At 68.8% G+C, this 19,627-nt stretch carries 19 protein-coding genes and 1 pseudogene; 11 read left to right on the forward strand and 9 right to left on the reverse strand.

Features of this window, described 5'->3' with window-relative positions; all coding sequences use genetic code 11:
* Window positions 1-47: 47 nt before the first annotated feature.
* The gene (locus tag RYH80_RS12745) at window positions 48-290 is read right to left on the reverse strand and encodes a SelT/SelW/SelH family protein (RefSeq protein ID WP_370904264.1); all 243 of its coding nucleotides are present in this window, start codon (window positions 288-290) and stop codon (window positions 48-50) included.
* 207 nt (window positions 291-497) lie between these two features.
* On the opposite strand from RYH80_RS12745, the gene RYH80_RS12750 reads away from it, so the two are divergent.
* Together RYH80_RS12750 and RYH80_RS12755 are read left to right on the forward strand one after the other, a co-directional pair.
* The gene (locus RYH80_RS12750; protein WP_370904265.1) at window positions 498-740 is read left to right on the forward strand and encodes a hypothetical protein; all 243 of its coding nucleotides are present in this window, start codon (window positions 498-500) and stop codon (window positions 738-740) included.
* 110 nt (window positions 741-850) lie between these two features.
* A complete protein-coding gene (locus tag RYH80_RS12755) occupies window positions 851-1,213 on the forward strand; it encodes a VOC family protein (RefSeq protein WP_370904266.1) in 363 nt (120 codons plus the stop codon).
* Window positions 1,214-1,267: 54 nt separating this feature from the next.
* Here the strand turns inward: RYH80_RS12755 and RYH80_RS12760 are convergent, their stop codons facing one another.
* Window positions 1,268-1,906 carry a hypothetical protein gene (locus RYH80_RS12760; protein WP_370904267.1) on the reverse strand — a complete coding sequence of 213 codons (639 nt, stop codon included), beginning with the start codon at window positions 1,904-1,906 and terminating at the stop codon, window positions 1,268-1,270.
* Window positions 1,907-2,012: 106 nt separating this feature from the next.
* Here RYH80_RS12760 and RYH80_RS12765 point away from each other — a divergent pair, with 106 nt between their 5' ends.
* From RYH80_RS12765 to RYH80_RS12780, 4 genes are all read left to right on the forward strand, one after another.
* A complete protein-coding gene (locus RYH80_RS12765) occupies window positions 2,013-2,753 on the forward strand; it encodes a RuvC family protein (RefSeq protein ID WP_370904268.1) in 741 nt (246 codons plus the stop codon).
* A gap of 90 nt (window positions 2,754-2,843) precedes the next feature.
* Entirely contained in the window at window positions 2,844-4,196 is a 1,353-nt protein-coding gene (locus RYH80_RS12770) for a cytochrome P450 (protein ID WP_370904269.1), read from the forward strand.
* A gap of 122 nt (window positions 4,197-4,318) precedes the next feature.
* Window positions 4,319-5,443, forward strand: coding sequence for a phosphotransferase (locus tag RYH80_RS12775; RefSeq protein WP_370904270.1), 1,125 nt, complete (start codon window positions 4,319-4,321; stop codon window positions 5,441-5,443).
* A 93-nt stretch (window positions 5,444-5,536) separates the two neighbouring features.
* Window positions 5,537-6,037: a DUF8048 family protein gene (locus tag RYH80_RS12780; protein ID WP_370904271.1), complete on the forward strand. Its 501-nt coding sequence runs from the start codon at window positions 5,537-5,539 to the stop codon at window positions 6,035-6,037.
* A gap of 33 nt (window positions 6,038-6,070) precedes the next feature.
* On the opposite strand, the gene RYH80_RS12785 is transcribed toward RYH80_RS12780, so the two are convergent.
* A complete protein-coding gene (locus tag RYH80_RS12785; protein WP_370904272.1) occupies window positions 6,071-8,512 on the reverse strand; it encodes a histidine kinase N-terminal 7TM domain-containing protein in 2,442 nt (813 codons plus the stop codon).
* Between the two features lie 55 nt (window positions 8,513-8,567).
* A complete protein-coding gene (locus RYH80_RS12790) occupies window positions 8,568-9,707 on the reverse strand; it encodes an acyl-CoA dehydrogenase family protein (protein ID WP_370904273.1) in 1,140 nt (379 codons plus the stop codon).
* Between the two features lie 101 nt (window positions 9,708-9,808).
* On the opposite strand from RYH80_RS12790, the gene RYH80_RS12795 reads away from it, so the two are divergent.
* The 3 genes and pseudogenes from RYH80_RS12795 (at window position 9,809) to RYH80_RS12800 (ending at window position 12,907) form a co-directional block, all read left to right on the forward strand.
* Complete coding sequence (locus tag RYH80_RS12795) at window positions 9,809-11,431, forward strand: PQQ-binding-like beta-propeller repeat protein (RefSeq protein ID WP_370904274.1); 1,623 nt, start codon at window positions 9,809-9,811, stop codon at window positions 11,429-11,431.
* A gap of 45 nt (window positions 11,432-11,476) precedes the next feature.
* A pseudogene (locus RYH80_RS20160) lies at window positions 11,477-11,698 on the forward strand (hypothetical protein); the annotation flags it as partial.
* Window positions 11,699-11,887: 189 nt separating this feature from the next.
* Window positions 11,888-12,907: a glycosyltransferase family 4 protein gene (locus tag RYH80_RS12800; RefSeq protein ID WP_370904275.1), complete on the forward strand. Its 1,020-nt coding sequence runs from the start codon at window positions 11,888-11,890 to the stop codon at window positions 12,905-12,907.
* A gap of 17 nt (window positions 12,908-12,924) precedes the next feature.
* Here RYH80_RS12800 and RYH80_RS12805 read toward each other — a convergent pair whose 3' ends face one another.
* Window positions 12,925-13,353 carry a hypothetical protein gene (locus tag RYH80_RS12805; protein ID WP_370904276.1) on the reverse strand — a complete coding sequence of 143 codons (429 nt, stop codon included), beginning with the start codon at window positions 13,351-13,353 and terminating at the stop codon, window positions 12,925-12,927.
* 180 nt (window positions 13,354-13,533) lie between these two features.
* Between RYH80_RS12805 and RYH80_RS12810 the strand changes: the two genes are divergently transcribed.
* Both RYH80_RS12810 and RYH80_RS12815 read left to right on the forward strand, forming a co-directional pair.
* The gene (locus RYH80_RS12810; protein ID WP_370904277.1) at window positions 13,534-14,952 is read left to right on the forward strand and encodes an O-acetylhomoserine aminocarboxypropyltransferase/cysteine synthase family protein; all 1,419 of its coding nucleotides are present in this window, start codon (window positions 13,534-13,536) and stop codon (window positions 14,950-14,952) included.
* Window positions 14,949-16,484, forward strand: coding sequence for a homoserine O-acetyltransferase family protein (locus RYH80_RS12815; protein WP_370904278.1), 1,536 nt, complete (start codon window positions 14,949-14,951; stop codon window positions 16,482-16,484). Before RYH80_RS12810 ends, RYH80_RS12815 begins: the two co-directional genes overlap by 4 nt.
* A gap of 27 nt (window positions 16,485-16,511) precedes the next feature.
* On the opposite strand, the gene RYH80_RS12820 is transcribed toward RYH80_RS12815, so the two are convergent.
* The 4 genes from RYH80_RS12820 to RYH80_RS12835 all read right to left on the reverse strand — a co-directional run bounded on the left by RYH80_RS12820 (window position 16,512) and on the right by RYH80_RS12835 (window position 19,437).
* Window positions 16,512-16,775, reverse strand: coding sequence for a hypothetical protein (locus tag RYH80_RS12820; protein WP_370904279.1), 264 nt, complete (start codon window positions 16,773-16,775; stop codon window positions 16,512-16,514).
* Between the two features lie 191 nt (window positions 16,776-16,966).
* Entirely contained in the window at window positions 16,967-17,398 is a 432-nt protein-coding gene (locus RYH80_RS12825; protein WP_370904280.1) for a hypothetical protein, read from the reverse strand.
* A 26-nt stretch (window positions 17,399-17,424) separates the two neighbouring features.
* A complete protein-coding gene (locus RYH80_RS12830; RefSeq protein WP_370904281.1) occupies window positions 17,425-17,853 on the reverse strand; it encodes a hypothetical protein in 429 nt (142 codons plus the stop codon).
* A 3-nt stretch (window positions 17,854-17,856) separates the two neighbouring features.
* Window positions 17,857-19,437, reverse strand: coding sequence for an eCIS core domain-containing protein (locus tag RYH80_RS12835; RefSeq protein WP_370904282.1), 1,581 nt, complete (start codon window positions 19,435-19,437; stop codon window positions 17,857-17,859).
* Between the last annotated feature and the right edge of the window lie 190 nt (window positions 19,438-19,627).

The raw sequence follows: 19,627 nt of genomic DNA on the forward strand, positions 1-19,627 counted from the left end.
CTCGCCCGGGGGTCGACTCTCTCGACGGGCTGAGGATGTCGTCGGTGTCAGGCCGTCGCGCCGACGAACGGCGCTACGTCGGCGACGATCTGGTCGAGGTCGAACTCGTCCTCGTCGGCGTCGAACAGCAGTTCGTCGTCGGCACGGACCTCGAAGACGCCGCCGTCGCCGGTGACGAGTGCGACCTCGTCGAGTTCGAGACCGTACTCCTCGAGGATCGCGGCCTGGACGGACTGTGCACGCTCCAACATCCCACACGGGACGCAGTACTCGATCTCGACTGTCGTCATAGACGGGCGTACAGTAGAGCCGTGGGTGCAAAGCCGTGGCGGTGGCGGCCAGCCGGGTGGCGACTCCGTGTCACGGCGAGGATCCGACGTCCAGACGACGACTCGGCACCCAGACGACGACGCGACAGTTCGACCGAGCGACGACGCGGCCGTCCCGTCGTCGCGGAGAGCGGAACACCTAACCCGTCGCCAGCCCCCGGTCCGGACGTGAGTGGGAGCGACGACGGCGCACGCCTCCAGCCACGGCGGGTGCTGATCGGTGGGTTCTCGGTGTTGGCCGCGGTCGCCGGCTACCTCCTCGTCCGGCTGGTCGTCGCGACGCAGGGACTCGACCGCGCGTTGACCATCGTCGCGATGCCCGCGTTCGGCGCGCTCGGCGTCGTCGGCTTCGTCGTGTTGATCGCCGGTGTCGTCCCGAGCGAGCGCCGGCAGGCGAGCGACGGGGAGTGAGTCGCCGCGTGGCGTGAGCCGCCGGCACGACCCTCGCCGGGGGTGGGTTCGACGTCGACCCGTCGCCACGAACGGGTGCGTTTTTGTGGCTCTCCGTCGAGCCACGGCGTGTGAGTGGACTCGTCTTCTTCCGGACGACCCAGCGGGACTGCGTCGTGGAGTGGTACACCGAGACGGTCGGGGCCGAGGTGTGGCTCGAACAGCCCGGCTGCACGATCCTCGAGTACGACGGGTTCCGGATCGGGTTCTGTGACGCCGACGAGCAGGGCACCGGTACGGAGACGGAGGGGATCGTCACCTTCGTCTACGACGACCGCGCGGGCGTCGACGCCGCCCACGAGCGGGTCGGCGACGCCGCCCGCGAGGCGCCACACGTCAACGAGCGCTACGAGATCTACCAGTTCTTCGCCGACGATCCGGACGGCCGTACGACGGAGTTTCAGACGTTCCTGCACGAGACCCCGGACGAGTAGCCGACCGACAGTCGAGGGTTCACCCGACCGTTCGTCCGAGTTGAACGGCCCGAGTCACCCCTCGCGCTCGGCGCCCGTCGCCTCGCGTCTGACCGTCGAGTTCTCGTCGATCAGGTAGGTGAACGACTGCGTGAACCAGTCGGCGTGGAGCTCCGTCGGACTCGCGGTACCGTCCGTCGGGCCACCGGTGTTCGAGTAGGCGGTGCAGGTGACGACCGCCTTCCAGCCCACGTCGACGCGCTCGACGGTGTCGACCTCACAGTCGGCCGACACGTCGGAGTACTCGTCGTACCACAGCGCGTTGTACACGTACCGGTACTCGAACGTCCGCGCGTAGCGCCGGACCGTCTCCGCGGTGAGTTCCGACGGCCGTTCTGGCGCGACCTTCGGCCCCTCGGGGAGCGAGACCGTCTCGTTCGGGAGCGGTGTCGCCGGGCCGGCGACGGGCGTGTCCGTCGGACTCTCCGCGGGCGAGCCGTCGGGTGTCGTGTCCGCGTCGTCGGGTGGTGGGGTCTGCGTGGGCGAGTCGGTCCCGGGCGAACCGGTGGCCGTCGCGCTCGTGTCCGTATCGCTCGGCGCGGTGCCGGGCGTGGCGACACACCCGGCCGTCGCGACCGCCAGCGCGACGGCGAGGACGGCGAGTGTCGCTCGACGCACCGCGCCGTGGGGTGCGAGTCCGTCGTGGAGGGCCATCGCCTGCGTCGTCTCCTCCTCGTGGTAAACGTCTTCTGTGCTTGTTGTCCCGGGGAGCGCCGCACGCGCCGCGGGAGCTAAACCGGCGGGGACCGGACGGACCGGTGTGATCGTCGTCGTCACGAGCGACTTCGCGTTGTACCACGCAGCCGTCTCCGAACTCCGGGACCGCGCCGCGACGTTCACCACCGCGGAGCCGGGCGAGCCGCTCCCGGAGCGGGCGGAGGTAGTGCTGTCGGCGGCCGAGGACGGCGTCTCCTACCCCGAGGCGGGCGTCGAGCACGTCACGACGACCGCCGACACGGCTCGCGAGGGTGTCGCGGAGGCGATGGGGCTGTTGCGCGGCGACGACGCGCGGACCGTCGTCGGCGTCGACCCTGGCGAGCGGCCCGGCATCGCCGTGTTGTCCGGCGACACCGTCGTCACGGCTTACCACGTCCCGCTGTCGGAAGCCGTCGACACGGTCCGCGGGGAGGTGGCCGGCGAACCGGACGCGCTCGTCCGCGTCGGCGACGGCGCGCGGCTCCACGGCGCGCGTCTGGTGAACGAACTCGAGGACGTGGCCGTCGAGTTGGTCGACGAGACGGGGACGACGCCGTCGCTGGGCACCGGTGCGACGGGGAAGGGGATGGCCGACGTGCTCGCGGCGGTGAACATCGCCCGGATGGAGGGGGAGCCGGTCGAGACCCGTGACGTGGAGCCGACGCCGGGGGAGATCCAGCGCGTGCAGAACCGCTCGCGGGAACTGTCCGACGGCGACCGCACCATCGACGCCGACCTCGCGCGCCGCGTCGCGCTGGGCGAGCTCACCGTCTCGGACGCGCTGGCGACGCACCGCGAGGAGTGACCCTCCGCCACTGGGAGACTCGTCACGGCGTGGTGAGGTGTGACACTCCGGGACGGCGGGCTTTTGGTCGTCCCGCCCCAGGGAACGGACATGAGCACCACCCCACCCGGACCGAAGGGTGTCCCCGTGTTCGGCAACGGACGACAGTACGCGCGGGACCCCTTCGAGTTCATCGGCGCCTGCGAGGCGGCCTACGGCGACGTGGTCCACCTCGAACTCGGACCGCGGGAGACGTACATGCTCACGAACCCCCGCGACGTGGAGCGTGTCCTCGTCTCCGAGTGGGCGAAGTTCCGGAAACCCGACCTCGACAGCGCGATGGACGACCTGCTGGGCGACGGACTGCTGCTCTCGGAGGGCGACACCTGGGAGCGGCAACGCGACCTCGCGAACCCGGCGTTCCACGCCCGACGCGTCGCCGGGCTCGACGACGTGATGGTCGACCACGCACGCGACACCGTCGGCGACTGGAGCGCCGGCGACCGCGTCGACGTCCAACTGGAGATGGCACGGCTCACCGTCCGGATCATCGTCTCGGCGATGTTCGGCACCTCGATCTCCGCGGAGACGGTTCGCCGCGTCCAGGAGAACCTCGAACCCCTCGGCCAGCGCTTCGAGCCGAGTCCGATGCGAGCGATCGTCCCCGACTGGGCCCCGACGGCCGAGAACCGGGAGTTCGACGCCGCCGTCGCCGCGTTGGAGGACGTGCTCGACGACGTGCTCGCCGAGCGACGCGGGACGGCCCGCGACCACCCGGACCCGGCGGGCGACGCCGTCGACAGCAGTCTGCCGATGGATCTACTGTCGATCCTGCTGCGGGCCCGCGACCGCGGGGAGCAGTCGGACCGCCAGCTCCGCGACGAACTGATGACGATGCTGTTGGCGGGTCACGACACCACCGCCCTCACACTGACGTACACCTACTACCTGCTGTCGGAGCACCCGGCGGTGCGCGAGCGCGTCCACGCGGAACTCGACGGGATCGACGGGCGGCCGACGGCGACCGACGTGCGCGGGCTCGACTACCTCGACCGCGTGCTCTCGGAGGCGATGCGACTGTACCCGCCGGTGTACACGCTGTTCCGCGAGCCGAAGACGGACGTACGGATCGCCGGCTACCGCATCCCGGCGGGCTCGATCCTGATGCTCCCGCAGTGGGGGATCCACCGCTCGGAGCGGTGGTACGACGACCCGCTGACGTTCGACCCGGACCGGTGGGAACCGGAGCGGCGCGCCGACCGACCGCGGTTCTCGTACTTCCCGTTCGGCGGCGGCCCGCGTCACTGTATCGGCAAACAGCTCTCGCTGCTGGAGGCGAAGCTGATCCTCGCGACGGTTGGCAGCGAGTACGAACTCGACTACGAGGGGCCCGAGTTGGACCTCCGCGGCTCGCTGACGATGCACCCGGACCACCCGATGCCGATGCGCGTCCGCGAGCGGTAGACCGGCGGCGGTCCGGCAGAACGCTCTTGTCGGACGGCCCCGTCTGTCCCGGTACGTTCTCACGCGGCCGGAGCGGCAGCACCGTCCGGCCGGTCGTCGCACGTCACGCGACGACGACACAGATGACAGTCGACGACGCAGTCCATGACACGCTCGCACAGTACACGGACGACTACGCCGTCGAGCGCGAACTCCACGCGGTGCCGCCGTACCGCGTCCACGAGGTCCGCGTCGACGGGCGTCGTGCGGTTCTGAAACGCGACGCGCACCGCCGCGGACACGCCGCCGTCGAGGGTCACGTCCACGCCTACGCGGCCGCGGAGACGCGTGTCCCCGTGCCGCCGGTGCTCGCCGTCGGCGCCGACCACTACCTCGTCGCCTGGGACGACACGGTTCCGGACGAGCCACCCGAACCGGACACGGCGTGGTGTCGCGCCGCCGGCGTCGTGCTCGCACGACTCCACGCGGACTCCGCCGACGCGGTCTCGACGTACGGGTCGTTCACGACGGCTTCCGACGCGGACGCCACGACGACCGACGGCGATCACACTGCCTCCGTCGCGGACGCCACGACGACTTGCGTCGCGAACGACCTGGACGGACCGAGGATGGGCATCGCGGACGACTCGGACGGGACGCGACGCTCCTCCACTGGGACCGAGTTGTCGCTCGGGTCGTCGGACGGCGTCGCCCTCGTCGTCGACGGCGCGACGACGTGGTGCGAGGCGGTGTGTGACCGGCTCCGCGGCCACAGGCAGTACCTCGCGAGCCGGGAGCGGTCGGCGGCGGTCGCGCGTGCCGACGCGGTCCTCGACTACCTCGCCGCCACGCCCGACGCCTTCGCCGCCGTCGGCGAGCCGGTCTGTTGTCACGGCAACGTGCTCCCGGACCACCTCGGAGTCGTCGACGGGTCGCCGGCGTCGCTGATCGACTTCGAACACGCGCTCGCCGCGCCGCCGGGCTACGACTACTGGCGGACCGTCGGCCCGCTCGGCGGCGACGACGAGCCGGCGCTGGTGACGGCGTTCAGAGAGGGGTACGAGTCCGTCCGCCCACTCCCGACGGGCGCGAGGGGCTGTGCTCGCGCGTACCGGCTGGTGAACGCGGTCGCGTACCTGGAGGCGCTGTTCCTCCAACGGAACCGAGACGAGACGGAGCGCGAACGGGTCGCCGAACGACTGTGTGACGCGATTGACGAGTGGCTCGCCGCGGCGCGGGCAGACGGCGACGAGACGACGGACGGGTGAGGTGACGAGCGAGCGGGGAGAGGAGCGGACGGGGAGAGGAGCGGCCGACGTGTCGGGCGACTCGTTGAAGCCGCCGGCCCCCGTAGACGGCCCGTGACCGACGCAGACGACGCGGAGGCGACGGGTGCGACGGACGACGGGGGGCCGTCGGCGACGGGTGTGACAGACGACGCGGAGCCGCCGGCGACGGAGGAGACGGAGTCGGCGGCGGCGACGACCGACGAGTCGACACTGGAAGACCTCCTCGCCACGCCCGTCGACCCGGCGGCACCGTTCGCCGGTGTGACGGAGCGCGCGCCAGAACGACTCGCGACGGCGCTGGCGGCGATCCAGGCCGCCGTCCGCGAGTCACCCAGCGTCGCGGACGTGGCGTACGAGTACCGGCGCGCGTTCCCCGCGGACCCACTCGTTGAGCGACACGGCGACGCCTACTACCTCGCCGTCCCGGCGCACGTGTGGCCGGAGTTCGCGAGTGCCACCGATCTCGACCGAGAGACGTGCGACGACTGTCGACGTGTCCACGCGGCCGCCTTCCGTGCCGTCGTCGGCGAGCAGCCGGCGGCCGACACGGACCCACTCGTCCTGGTCGGGTGAGACGACGAGGGCGTGACCGGGCCGCCCCCGAAGTCACTCCGCCGGATCGTCGTCCGTGTCTCCCCCGTCTGGTGTGCCGCTGCCCGCACTCTCGCCGTCCGAGGTGCCGCCCGGCTTGTCGCCGTCCGTCGCGTCCGCGGGTCGTTCGACTGGCGCGGCGAGTTCGAGGGTGACAGCCGAGCCGCGGGGGTCCCGCTCGGCGAAGGAGACGTTGCCGTTCACGCTGTCGGTGATCCACTTCACGAGCCAGAGCCCGAGGCCGCTCCCGTGTTCCAGTGCCGTCTCGGTGCCGTGTGCCAACACCTTCCGCTCTGACTCCGGGATGCCTGGCCCGTCGTCGGTGACCGTGACGTGGACCCAGTCGTCACCACGCTCGACGGAGAGGCGCACCCACGGTTCCTCGCTGTCGTTGTGTTCGATCCCGTTCGAGACGAGGTGCCACAGCGCGGACTCGACGAGTTCGTTCCCCTGTGCACTCACCGAGTCGGGACAGTCCGTGTCGACCTGTGCGTCCGGATACGTCTCGCGTGCCCGCCACGCCACGCTGTCGATCGCGTCGTCGAGGTCGATCCGGTGCGTCTCGCCACCCTCCGCGTGGAGCGTCCGGTCGACCTCGCGGGCCTGCTCGCCGAGCTCTACGAGGCGGTTCGCCTTCCGCCGCACCGCCTCCGCGCGCTCTCTGATCCCCGGGTCCAGGTCCGACTTCAACAGGAGGTCGGCGTACCCCAACACGACGTTGGCGTCGTTGCGGAGGTCGTGTCTGAGCACCCGGTTGAGCACGCGCAACCGCTGTTCGTACCGCTGTCTGTCCGTCACGTCCCGGACGTTCACGAGCAGTCGGTCGCCACGGTCCCCGACACCGGCGGCGACGACCGCCTCGACGGTCCGCCACCCACCGTCGCCGTGACGGATCCGGAACCGCTCTCTGTCGCGTGCGTCCTCACCCACGTCGCCGCCGGACGGTTCCTCGCCCGGCTGGCGGTCGTCCGCTCGTCCACCACTCGCTCGTCCGTCGTCGGTCGGCCCCTCGATCCGGTCGACCGTCGTCGCGCTACCGACCCGATCGACTCCGTCGTCGCCACCGACCCGGTCGACGCCAGTCGTCGCCCCGACACCCGTCGTCGATCCGTCTTCGGCGTCGTCGACCACCCGCCCGCCGTCGGTCACGGACCGGAACACTCGGTGGATGTCCGACTGGTCGTCCGGGTGGACGAGCGAGAAGACCGTCCGGCCCTCGATCGACTCCGGGGGCCGGCCGAACACCCGTTCGGCGGCGGCGCTCACGTACTCCACGGTCGTCTCGTCGTCGAGGACCATCAGCGCGTCGTTCGACTGCTCGACGTACGTGCGGAAGCGGCGCTCGACCCGCTGGCGGTCGGTCACGTCCCGGAACACCAACACGCGGCTGTCGCCGGCCCGGTTCCCGACGGACAGCGAGGTGACCGTCGCCTCGTAGTGGCGGTCGTCGCCCGTCGAGAGCGTCGTCTCCTCGCCGGCGAGCAGCCGGTCGACCGCGGCCGCGTTCGGCAACACGTCGGTCGCGGCGCGTCCCACGTCACTCTCGTCGACGCCGAACGCCGCCGTCGCCGCCGGGTTGCTGTCGACCACGCGTCCACGTCCGTCGACGATGACGACCGCGTCGTCGATCTCCGCGATGATCGTCTCGTGAGCCACCGGCGACACGTCGAACAGTCCGTACGCCCGGATCGCGACGACGAGCAGCAGCGACGAGAGTCCCAACCACACCGGCGTCGTGTTGTACGCCGGCGCCAGCGGGACCTCGGCCAACGTCGCTCCAGTCGTACAGATCGGGATCGCCACCGCCACACACAACAGCGCCGCCTGTCGTCGGTAGGGTCCCTCCGTCGCGACCGCCTCCACCGCGAACAGCAGCGTGGCCCCGAGTCCGACGACGAGGCTGTACACCGAGTGGACGAGCAGCGCCGTCCCCGGAACCGGGACGAGGACGACTCCCTCACCCAGCGCGACGGTCTCGGTCCCGACCACGTACAGCTCGTGGAGGTGGTTCGTCGCCGCCAGCGACGCCGCGGCGGTCGGTTCCACCGCCAACGCCGCCGCCGTCCACTGTCCCAACACGCCGCCGTTGCCCGTCTGGAACAACGCGAACACCAGCGCGAGCGTCGGGAGTGCCGTCGAGACGACGAGCCCGACGCGGAACCAGGTCAGCGCGGTCCCGACGCCACCCGCCGAGACACGGAACCCGAACGAGACCGCCCACAACGCGGCGACGAGCGCCACCCCGGCGAGTGCGTCGCCCGCGACACGGCTGCTCCCGCGGCTCCGCGACACCGCAGCCAGTGCCGTCGCCCCGGACACGGCCGCCGACACGAACGCCGTCACCGTCAACAACGTCTCGTTGTAGGCCATCGATCGTGTGAACCCGTCTCGGGTGAGGATTCGCCCCCGGAAGTATAAATACACTGCCGGTGGGACGACGCGGTCGTGCGTCGACACGGCCTCGGCCGTCGGGTCGTCGCGGTGACGAGGAGGGAGTCGCCTGCCTCGTGAGCTACAGTCCGAGTTCCCGGCCGATGACGAGGTGTTGGATCTCGCTGGTCCCCTCGCCGATCTCCATCAGCTTCGCGTCGCGGTAGTACCGCTGTGGCGAGAAGTCCTCGGTGTACCCGTACCCACCCAACACTTGGACGGCGTCCTCGGCGACCTCGCGGGCCGCCTCCGAGGCGTCCAGTTTCGCCAGCGAGGACTCGCGCGTCACCGACTCACCCTGGTCGTACAGCGTCGCCGCCTTGTGGGTGAGCAGCCGCGCCCGCTCCGTCTTCCGGTGCATGTCGACGAGTGTGTCGCGGATCGCGTCGAACTTCGAGATCGGCTTCCCGAACTGCTCGCGGTCGCCGGCGTACGCCTCCGCCGCCTCGTAGGCACCCTGCGCCAGCCCGGTCGACAGCGCCGCGATGGAGATCCGTCCGCCGTCGAGCGTCTTCATCGTCTGTTTCCACCCTTCACCCTCCTCGCCGAGCAGTCGGTCCTCGGGGATGCGCACGTCGTCGAGACGGATCTCGCAGGTGGGCGAACAGTTGAGACCCATCTTGTCCCAGATCGTCGTCACCTCGAACCCGTCGTCCTCGGGGTCGACGATGAACGTCGAGATGCCGTCGTAGCCGGCCTCGGGGTCGGTGACGGCCTTCACGAGCACGCTGTTGGCCTCGCTGGCGTTGGTGATGAACTGCTTGGTGCCGTTCAGGACGTACTCGTCGCCGTCCTTCTCGGCCATCGTGTCCATGTCGGAGGCGTCCGAGCCGGACTCCGGCTCCGTGAGCGCCCACGCACCCATCTCCTCGCCCTCGGCGAGCGGGCGGAGCCACTCCTCCTTCTGCTCGTCGGTGCCGAACAGTTCGATCGGCTTCGAGCCGAGCGAGACGTGTGCGGCGTACGAGAGTCCGATCCCGCCGGAGACACGGCCGAGTTCTTCGGTGACGAGCGCGTACATGAGTTGGTCGCCGCCGAGCCCGCCGTACTCCTCGGAGACGGGGACACCCATGATGTCCAACTCCGCCAACTGGTCGAAGATCTCCGCCGGGAAGCGGTGGTCGTCCTCGATCTCCTGGGCGACGGGTTCGATCTCTTCGTCCGCGAACTCGCGCACCTGGTCGCGGATCATCCGGTGCTCCGCCGAGAGTCCGAAATCCATGCGCAATTCTTGCGAACCGGGGCGCATAAACCTCCCGAACGGCCGGTCGTCGCGGCTCACGCCCGCCGAACGCTTACCCCCACGGAGCCCGGTGTGTGGGCGTGAACCGTCGACGCCTCCTGTCGCGCGTCGGTGCCTTCGCCGGGGCCGTCGCGACCGGCACGACCGCGGGGTGTCTGGGACTCGGTGCGGACACGAGCGAGGACGCGCCGACCGTCAACCCCGTACTCGACGGGACGCCGACGCAGTCCCCGACGGCGACGCCGCCCGCGACGACGTGGTCCGTCCCCGCCGGCGGTGCCGTCCCGCCGGTGGTGCTCGGCGGTCACGTCGTCACGGCGACCGGGCCACCGGCGGAGCGGCGGGTGGTCGGACTCGACCCCGCCGACGGTCGTCCGGCGTGGCGACGGGCGTTCGACCCGCCGTTGACCGTCGACACCGACGGGCGCCTGCTGAGCGTCGCGAGCGAGGTCACGGCGACCGAGCCGTTCGGGGAACTCCTCGACCCGCGGACCGGTCGGCGACTGTGGCGGACGGACCACGTGATCGGAGTGGCAGCGTCTCGCCCCGGCCGGGCGGTCGTCCGACTGTGGCGCTCCGACGGCCGCGGTCCCGACGAGCACGCGGTACTCGAAGCGGTCGACGGTCCGGCGACCGACGGGACGGAGAACGAGACGGAGCGTGGGACAGAGCGCGAGACGCAGCGTGCGACGGAGCGCCAGACGAGCGGCGACGGTGGGAGCGACGACACGCCCGGCGGTGGCGGGAGTAGACGCGCGACGCGCGACGCCGAGGACCGTGGCGACCGGGTCCGTGGCGGCGAGTGGCGCGAGGCGTGGCGGGTCCGCGGCCGGCCGCGACTCCTCGGCGACGGACGGGTCGTCGTCACCAGACTCGCGGACGACTTCGCCACCGTCGAGGGGCGGCGCGTCGCCGACGGCTCGCTCCGGTGGCGCCGCCGGTGGGCGACGGACGAGGGCCTCTGGTGGGTGGGAGCCCTCGACACGACGGCGCTGGTCGGCGTCGCGGGGGCCGTCCGGGCGCTGGCGCTCTCGGACGGCCACACCCGAGACACGATCCCGGAACCGGCCGGTGGGGTCGCGGCGGCCACCGTCGGTGGGGCCACGGGGGTCGTCGAGAACGGCCGCCGCTACCTCGGCCGGGGCTTGATCGGCGACGGGAGCGGCGGTGGTGGTGTCGTCGCCTTCGACGAGCCCGCCGGGCGGTTCGTCGAGACGGAGTTGGGTGCGCCGGCACGTCCCGTCGCCGCTCACGAGGGACCGATCGTCCAGTTCGCGGACGGGCGCCGCCGCTGGGTGGCCGCGTACACGCCGACCCTGTCGACGCGTCGGTGGCGCCGAGCGGGGACGGCCGTGGCCGTCGGGGAGCGCGGGCCGTACCTCGTCGCCGGGGACCGGCTCGTCGCGCTCGACACGGCCGGTCGCGAGCGGTGGACCGTCCGCCCGCGACTGGGTGACGCACCTGCCGACGTCGCCTCGCTGACGGAGTGGGACTTCCCGCGGATCGTCGCCGGCGACGCCGTCGTGACGACGGGGCCGCGGGGCGTCGCGACATACGCCGCCGTCGACGGTACCGAGCGCACCCGCGTGACGGGGGTGTCGGTCGGGGAGCTCCTCCCGCGGAGTCGACTGGGTCCGACGACCCCGCTCGCGGGCAACGTGTTCGTCGTCGGTGGCGGCGCGATCCACGCAGTTCCGGTGTGAGCCTCCGGACGCCGTCGTGGAGCCGTCGTACGCCCGATCCTCACGGTGATCGGTCCGGTCGCTCGGACTCCGTCGGGGCACCACACGGCGTCCGATCCTCGCGGCGCCGGTCGCTGCGGTCACGGTCTCACCGCGTCGTCTCCCCGTCGGCCGCGTTCCGACAGGTTCCTGACTCCCGCCCGCGAACCGGAGCGACGTGACACGGAGGGCGACGGCAAGTGTGGTGACGGCAGGCGTAGCGACGGCAAGTGTGGCGACGGCAAATGTGGTGACGGCAAGTGTGGTGACGGCAGGCGTAGCGACGGCAAGTGTGGCGACGGCAGGCGTAGCGACGGCAAGTGTAGCGACGGCAAGTGTGGCGACGGCAAGTGTGGCGACGGCAGGCGTAGCGACGGCAAGTGTGGTGACGGCGGGTGTCGACGGCGTGGGGAGCGACCGCTGCGGAGGTGTCCACCGGTGTTGGTGAGCCACTACTTCGAGTGGGAGCGGTTCGTCACCGGCGGCCACTACCAGACGGTGCAGAACCAGCGGCGTGTCCTCGACGAGCACGGGATCGAGTACACGACGCGGCCGGTGCCGGACGCCGACCTGCTCCACCTCAACAACATGGGGCCGCGGTCGGTCGCCGCGGCGGTCCGTGCCCGTCGCCACGACACACCCGTGTTGGTCCACACCCACCAGACGGCGGAGGACTTCGAGGAGAGTTTCGCGTTCTCGAACGTCCTGGCGAAGCCGCTGCGGCCGTACCTCGCGTTCGCGTACGGACTGGCGGACCACCTCGTCTGTCCGTCGCCGTACACCCGCGACGTGATCGACGACTACACCGACCTGCCGAAGACGGTGATCTCCAACGGGTTCGACGCCGAGCGGTTGGCGGGGTACGACGATCCCGACCTCCGGGAGCGCACCTTGTCGGCGTACGACCTGGAACCGCCGGTCGTGTTCAACGTCGGCCACGTGATCGAGCGGAAGGGACTGTCGGCGTTCGTCGAGACCGCTCGACGGCTCCCCGAGGTGGACTTCGCGTGGTTCGGCTACCTCAACCCCACCGGCGGGACGCTGGACGCGGTGTTACAGAGCTCCGACACCCGGCGGATCGTCCGCGAGAGTCCAGACAACTGCACGTTCACGGGGTACGTCGAGGACCCGCGCGCCGCGTTCGCGGCCGGGGACGTGTTCCTCTTCCCGACGAAGAACGAGAACGAGGGGATGGCGCTGCTGGAGGCGATGTCGTGTGGCGCGCCGCCGGTCGTCCGTGACATCCCCACCTTCGACTGGCTCACGGACGGCGAGGACTGTCTGAAGGCCGCGGACGTGGACGGGTTCGTCGCGGCACTCGACCGACTCGTCGACGACGCGGATCGCCGCGAGGCGCTGGGCGAGGGTGCTGCGACCGCCAGCGAGCCGTACGCGCTGGAGGCCGTCGGCGACCAGTTGGTCGCGCTGTACCGCGAGTTGGTCGACGGCGAGGAGTGAGTGTCGGACAGTCGAGTTCAGTAGCCGTACTCGACGGCGTAGCCGTTCATCCGCGCGAACTCGACGATGTGCTGGCACAACTCTATCGTGCGGTCGTCCCCGACCGACAGTCGCCCTGTCGTCGCGAGGGTGTCACGAGCGCTCTCGAGCCACTCGTGTAGTGCGTCGAGTCCCTCGGGGTCGCCGATCGTGTTGCCGTCGTCCGCGTGTGCGGAGAGAACGTCCCGAGCCGGTCCCTCGGCAGCAGCCACTACCCGTCTCGTCGGCTTCTTCCAGATTCCGAACTTTCCTCCCTCTTCGAGTGCGTCGACGAAGCTGTCGAACTCGACGGGATCGTGGAGAGACTCGTCGTACTCGGAGTGATCGACGTGGTACTCGTAGAACCTGCGCCCCGTCTGGAGCGTCCGTTCTTGTTCTGGAACGACGAGTGAGACGATCGTACCCATCTCTGTTCTTGACCCCGTCGTCTCGTTCGAGTGTGACTCGACGTGTACGATTTTCTACTTCTACCTCTCCGGAGCTGGGCCGAAGAGGTCGATACGCGGTAGACTCGACGGAGTGAGAGCGTACCGACACGGAGTCGTTACTCTTATGCATACTGGATTCTCCTGATATACACGAGAAACATGAGTCGCGACGGAGAGGCGACCGACGCCACGGAGGCGGGGGACGCAGACGCGGTCGAGGAGCCACCCGTCGACACTGGCGACGCGGAGGCGCCTGCCGGCGGTGCGGACACGCCGTCACACCGTCCCGCGACGGCGGCGATCCACGCCGGGTGGGACGACGGGCCGGCGGCGCGGTCGCGGTCGCCGCCGATCCACCAGTCGGCGTCGTTCGGGTTCCCGAGCGCCGAGGCGGCCGCGGAGACGTACGCACTCCGCGAGCAGCGAGACGTGTACACGCGGATCTCGAACCCGACGACGCGAGCACTGGAGCGACGCCTCGCGGCGCTGTCCGGCGGGACGGACGCGGTCGCGACGAACTCTGGGATGGCCGCCGTCGACACAATCACCACCGTGTTGGCGCAGGCCGGCGACAACGTCGTCGCCGGTGCGGAGATGTACGGCGGGACGAGCAGTTACCTCGCCAACACCGCGAGTCGTCGTGGAGTGGAACTGCGCGCGGTCGAGACGACGGAGCCGGACGCGTACGCGGCGGCGATCGACGAAGACACCGCGTACGTCCACGTCGAGACGCTGGCGAACCCGTCGGTGGCGACGCCGGACCTCGCGGCCGTCGCCGAGGTCGCCCACGACCACGCCGTTCCGTTGGTCGTCGACAACACCTTCGCCACGCCGGCACTGTGTCGCCCGATCGACCACGGCGCCGATATCGTGTGGAGTTCCACGACGAAGTGGCTCCACGGGGCGGGGACGACGATCGGCGGCGTGATCGTCGACGGCGGGACGTTCCCGTGGGACCACCCGGACGCCGACTACGCGGAGCTGTCGGGTGAGAACCCCGCGTTCGGCTTCGACTTCGTCGAGCGGTTCGGCGACCGCGCGTTCGGTGCCGTCGCGCGCCACCGCGGCGTCCGCGCGCTCGGCAACGCGCAGTCACCGTTCGACGCCTGGCAGACGCTCCAGGGAGTGAACACGCTGCCGACGCGGATGGAGCGCCACTGCGAGAACACCCGCCGGGTCGCCGAGCACCTGCGCGAGCACCCGGACGTAGCGTGGGTCCGGTACCCGGGCTTCGCGGACCACCCGACGCACGACGCCGCCGCGGAGTACCTCGACGACTTCGGGAGCGTCGTCGTCTTCGGGATCGAGGGCGGGTACGAGGCGGGCGTGGCGTTCTGTGAAGCCGTCGAGACGATCTCGTTCGTCGCCAACATCGGCGACGCACGCTCGCTGGTCGTCCACCCGGCCAGCACCACTCACGCGCAACTCGACGAGGCCGCACAGCGCGAGGCCGGCGTCACACCCGACCTCCTCCGCCTCTCCGTCGGGCTGGAAGACCCAGCCGACATCTGTCGCGACGTCGACCAGGCGATCGAGACAGCGGTCGCGACCGCGAGCGACGGAGGTGCGTCGTCGTGACGCGACACGCGACACTGGGCGCCTTCGAGTTCGCGTCCGGCGAGACGGTCCCGGAGCTGACGCTCGCCTACGAGACGTACGGCAGCTACGACGGCTCGAACGCGGTGTTGGTGTGTCACGCACTCACTGGGAGTCACCACGTCCGCCCGCCAGCGGAGGGTGACACGAACGCCGACGGACCGCCGTCGAGTCACGGCTGGTGGGAGGAGGTCGTCGCTCCCGGTGGTCCGGTCGACACCGACGAGTGGTTCGTGATCTGTGCGAACGTCCCGGGCTCGTGTCACGGCTCGACGGCGCCGGCGAGTCCCCGTCCGACGGCGAGTGGCTCCGACGGGGGCACGCCCGTCGGAGACACACCTGCCGGAGACACGCCCGCTGGGGAAACACTCGACGGGGACACGCCCGACGGTCCGACTGCAGACGGATCGTCCGGCGAGGCGTCACCCGACGGCGCGGCGCGGTGGGGCAGCGCGTTCCCGACCGTGACGGTCGGCGACTGGACGCGGGCACAGGCGCGCCTGCTCGACCGGCTCGGCGTCGACACGCTGGCGGCCGTGATCGGTGGCAGCGTCGGCGGGATGAACGCACTCGACTGGGCGGCGCGGTTCCCCGACCGCGTCGAGCGCGTGGCGGCGGTCGCGTCCGGCGCCCGCCTCGACACGGAGTGTCTCGCACTGAACACGGTCGCGCGGCGTGCGATCACGACGGACCCCGCCTGGCACGGTGGCGACTACCACGAGACGGCCGGGCGCCCGGTCGACGGGTTGGCGCAGGCGCGCCGGATCGGCCACGTCATGTACCGCTCGAAGGCGTCGCTCGACGAGCAGTTCGGACGCGACGCCGCGGGTCGCACGTCGCCGCTCGCGGCGGTCGACCCGACGAGCGACGCCGGCACCTACCGGGCGGTCGAGTCGTACCTCGACTACAACGCCGAGCGGTTCGCGCGAGCGTTCGACGCGGGGAGCTACCTCCGACTGCTCCGCGCGATGGACGAGTACGACCTCGCGCGTGTCGGCTCTGGGGGGAGCGGTGACGCCGCGAGTGGGGGGAGCGGTGACGCCGCGAGTGGGAGGAGCGACGACGCAGCCGGCGGAGTCGAGGGCGACGCGGCGACCGCCGCCGCCGTCGACGCGTCGGCCGTCGACGGGGCGGTCGACACGGGTGTCGCGCGGGCGCTGGCGGGGTTCGACGGGGACCTCTGTCTGGTCTCGTACACCGGCGACTGGCACTTCCCGGTCGCCGCCTCGGAGACGGTGGCGGACGCCGCTCGCGCGGCCGGCGTCGACGTGACTCACCACACCGTCGTCTCCGAGTACGGCCACGACGCCTTCCTCGCCGACCAGTCGACGCTCGTCGACCCACTGTCGGCGCTGTTGGCGGACGACGCGGGGACGGATCGGCGGCGGCGTGCTGGCGGCTCGTCTGGGGTTCGATCCGAGAGCGGACGGGAGGCGTCCGGCGAGGACCGGGTTCTCGGGCGATCGAGTGTGGACTCGACCGCGCCGGTTCACTCGAGTCTGTACGGGCGGTGAGGAGTGTCGCTCGCGGGGACCGACGCTTCAGTAGCTGTAGGCCACATCGTAGCCGTGTTCGAGCGCGAACTCGATCATGTGCTGACACGTGGCGATGGTCTGATCAGTGGGGTCGGACAGTTCGTCGTTGGCGGCCAGTGTGGTCCGTGCACTCTCGAGCCACGCGGAGAACGCCTCCATCCCCTCGCGGTCGGTGAATCGGTGTCCGTTCTCCGTGTGTTCGTCGAGTAGATCCGGCAGTGTGTCTGGAGCAGCCTCGATGATTGTGTGAGGTATTTTCTTGTAGATCATAAATAGACCACTCTCCCTCATACGACGTATAAAGTGTTGGTACGGAGGGTAGCCCTCGATAGAGTCGAGATGCTCCGACCGTTCAACATGATACGTATAAAACTGTCTGCCCATTTCGGCTGTCTCTTTATTCGCAGGCACTTCGAGTGAGAGTCCAGATCCCATCGTTCACGCTCGTGCTGATCGGTGATTCAGTGACTATAGACGACGCTGTAGCCGTGTTCGAGAGCGAACTCGACCATGTGTTGGCACTTGGAGATCGTTTGGTTGTTTGCTCTTACCAAGTCTTCCTTGCCGGTTGTCGGCGACTCCCGAGCACTTTCGAGCCACGCCGAGAGCGCTTCCATTCCCTCACGATCAGTGAACTCGTACCCGTCTTCTGTGTGTTCTTTACATACTTCCCACAGCGGCTCCGGAGCAGCCTCAAAGATCGAATGTGGAATCTTCTGATAGATCATAAATCGGTTACGCTCTCTTATTCGACGCGTAAACTGCTCGTAGGGGAGATGGTCGTCAACAGAGTCGAGATGTTCGGACTGTTCGACGTGATACTCGTAGAACCGCCTTCCTGTCTCGACTGTCTGCTCGTCGGCTGGCACTTCGAGTGAGAGTGCTGATCCCATACCTTACCCTTGTGTCGACTGACGGTTCAGTAGCTGTAGACGATGTCGTAGTCGTGTTCGAGGGCGAACTCGATCATGTGCTGACACGTGGTGATCGTCTGATCGCGTGGATTCGACAGTTCGCCGTTGGCGGCTAGTGTGCTCCGTGCATCCTCGAGCCACGCGGAGAGCGCCTCCATTCCCTCGCGGTCGGTGAATCGGTGTCCGTTCTCCGTGTGTTCGTCGAGCAGGTCGGATAGTATGTCTGGTGCAGGTTCGATGATGGTGTGTGGGATTTTCCGATAGATCATAAACCGACCCCGATCGTCCAACCGCTCCCGAAAGTACTTGTAGTCCAAGATATCGTCGATAGACTCGTGATACTGTGACTGGTCGGCGTGGTACTGATAGAACCGCCTCCCTGTCTCGGCTGTCTCTTCGTCAGCTGGAACTTTGAGTGAGAGTCCGTCCCCCATCATTCACCCCCACGGAGCGGCTTCTCGCACTATTTTGTACATTAGCTTGAGTTGTTGCGTGGACCAGGGATAGGTCGCGACCCGATCATCGTTAATATCTTGCGTGTGATCAGCGGCGGCCCTGTCAGCCGGAACAACAGTACCCACCTCTACATCGCCGAAATCACCAGAATTCAGTTCGTCGATGCTAACAGTGAGCCGATTTGAACGGTCGACCTTCTCACTCACGTCTCCGTCGAGCAATTGTCCATTTACAATCTTGTCTGCATTTGTTTGCGCTTGTTCGATCGCTGTCTCTGAAGTCGAGTCGTCACTACCTCCTATTTTCTCTTCAATAACCGCTACTACATCCATACTTTCTATGTTGAGCACTACCTTGTCGAATTCTGGATTCCCTGGGGCGTTGATCTGGAACCCTTTGACTGTATTGTCGTTCTTCGGGACGGCGACTAACTCGTCTCGTTCGCGCAACTCGGGGACGAGATCACTCAAGATACCACTGTCGGGGTGCGCGGAGAGAACTTCCCCCACGTCTCCTTTTGAATCTCCGACATCTTTCTGTGACTCTGCGATCCGGTAGATGTCCGTGAGGAACTCTTCGTAGCGGTCGTCGTCGACGAGCGTCTCGATTCGCGCGACCAGCGACTCGGGAACGTTGCGTTCTTCGGCGAACGTGGCGAGCGGGTCGTCGGCAACGGCGGGGTCCGTCATCCGATCGTCCCACGCGGGGAACCGCTGGAGGTGGACGCCGTCCACGTCCGTCGATCCACTCGTCCACTCGCGCGTCACGTACCCGGGCACGGTGGGTGACTGCCTCGGTTCGCCATCGTCTTCTGTCGGAACTGCTGCCGAGCGAGGCAACATCGACACCACCCCGTCGGTCTGCTGACGAACGTGCGCCAACTCGTGGACCAAGACGTGTTGGCCCTCCGCAGATGCGGGGTCGTACTCGCCGGCCCCGAACGCGACGTGATTCCCCACGGTGAACGCGCGGGCGTCGATCTCGTCGGCGGCCGCGGCGGCCTTCGCGTCGGTGTGAATCCGCACGTCTCCGAACGACTCGTCCATTCGCTCCTCCACAGCACGCTGGATCGAGGTGTCCAGCGATCGGCCGGGAGAGGTCATCACGTCGCGAACCGAGTCGGGCACGTCGGTTTGCCCGTCGCGGCCCTCGCGGTCGTCCTCGAAGATGTCGGTCGTGTTGCGCCACAGGGAGTTGTCGTTGAAGTCGTCGATGTACCACGGGATCGGCGTTCCCTTGTGTCGCCGGTAGGCTTGGATGCTCTCGCGGTCGCCCATCGCGTCCGTGGGCACACCCTCTTCGACCCACTGGTCGAACAGCCGTCCGTAGCGTTTCTCCATCCGCTGGAGTGTCTTGTACTCGTCTGTGTCTTCGATCTCACGCTGGTAGTACGCCTCGGCCTCTTCCCACGAGGGGTTCGTGCCGGGACCGGCGGACTGACGCTGGACCGAGTCGCCCTCGCCGCTCCACCACTCCCACGAGTCGTCGAACTCTGTTCGCTGTCCCTCGTCGTCTGACCGCTCCGAGTTCCGGTTCTCTCGTGACGCGTACTCTCGTCCCATCTACTCGTCAGCACACTATTTCATATCAGTTTCATATAGTTGTTTTGCCTGTATAGCGGATCAGGCAGTGAGCACGAGCGGAGTACGCCGAGAGAGCAGCCGAGAAGCGTTAGACAACCAACACGTAATGTATCGCAACGTTTTTACCGCTCGCTCTGCGACGGATAGACACGACACTCCGGGTTCGTCA

It is taken from the genome of Halobaculum sp. MBLA0147 (assembly GCF_041361345.1).
Taxonomy (GTDB): Archaea; Halobacteriota; Halobacteria; order Halobacteriales; family Haloferacaceae; genus JAHENP01.

Excerpts from the sequence above, each read along its gene's own strand:
- RYH80_RS12825 (WP_370904280.1), bottom strand. The coding sequence starts at position 17,398 with ATGGGATCAGCACTCTCACTCGAAGTGCCAGCCGACGAGCAGACAGTC.
- RYH80_RS12775 (WP_370904270.1), top strand. The coding sequence starts at position 4,319 with ATGACAGTCGACGACGCAGTCCATGACACGCTCGCACAGTACACGGAC.
- RYH80_RS12760 (WP_370904267.1), bottom strand. The coding sequence starts at position 1,906 with ATGGCCCTCCACGACGGACTCGCACCCCACGGCGCGGTGCGTCGAGCG.
- RYH80_RS12790 (WP_370904273.1), bottom strand. The coding sequence starts at position 9,707 with ATGGATTTCGGACTCTCGGCGGAGCACCGGATGATCCGCGACCAGGTG.
- RYH80_RS12835 (WP_370904282.1), bottom strand. The coding sequence starts at position 19,437 with ATGGGACGAGAGTACGCGTCACGAGAGAACCGGAACTCGGAGCGGTCA.
- RYH80_RS12810 (WP_370904277.1), top strand. The coding sequence starts at position 13,534 with ATGAGTCGCGACGGAGAGGCGACCGACGCCACGGAGGCGGGGGACGCA.
- RYH80_RS12770 (WP_370904269.1), top strand. The coding sequence starts at position 2,844 with ATGAGCACCACCCCACCCGGACCGAAGGGTGTCCCCGTGTTCGGCAAC.
- RYH80_RS12745 (WP_370904264.1), bottom strand. The coding sequence starts at position 290 with ATGACGACAGTCGAGATCGAGTACTGCGTCCCGTGTGGGATGTTGGAG.
- RYH80_RS12830 (WP_370904281.1), bottom strand. The coding sequence starts at position 17,853 with ATGGGGGACGGACTCTCACTCAAAGTTCCAGCTGACGAAGAGACAGCC.
- RYH80_RS12805 (WP_370904276.1), bottom strand. The coding sequence starts at position 13,353 with ATGGGTACGATCGTCTCACTCGTCGTTCCAGAACAAGAACGGACGCTC.
- RYH80_RS12820 (WP_370904279.1), bottom strand. The coding sequence starts at position 16,775 with ATGATCTACAAGAAAATACCTCACACAATCATCGAGGCTGCTCCAGAC.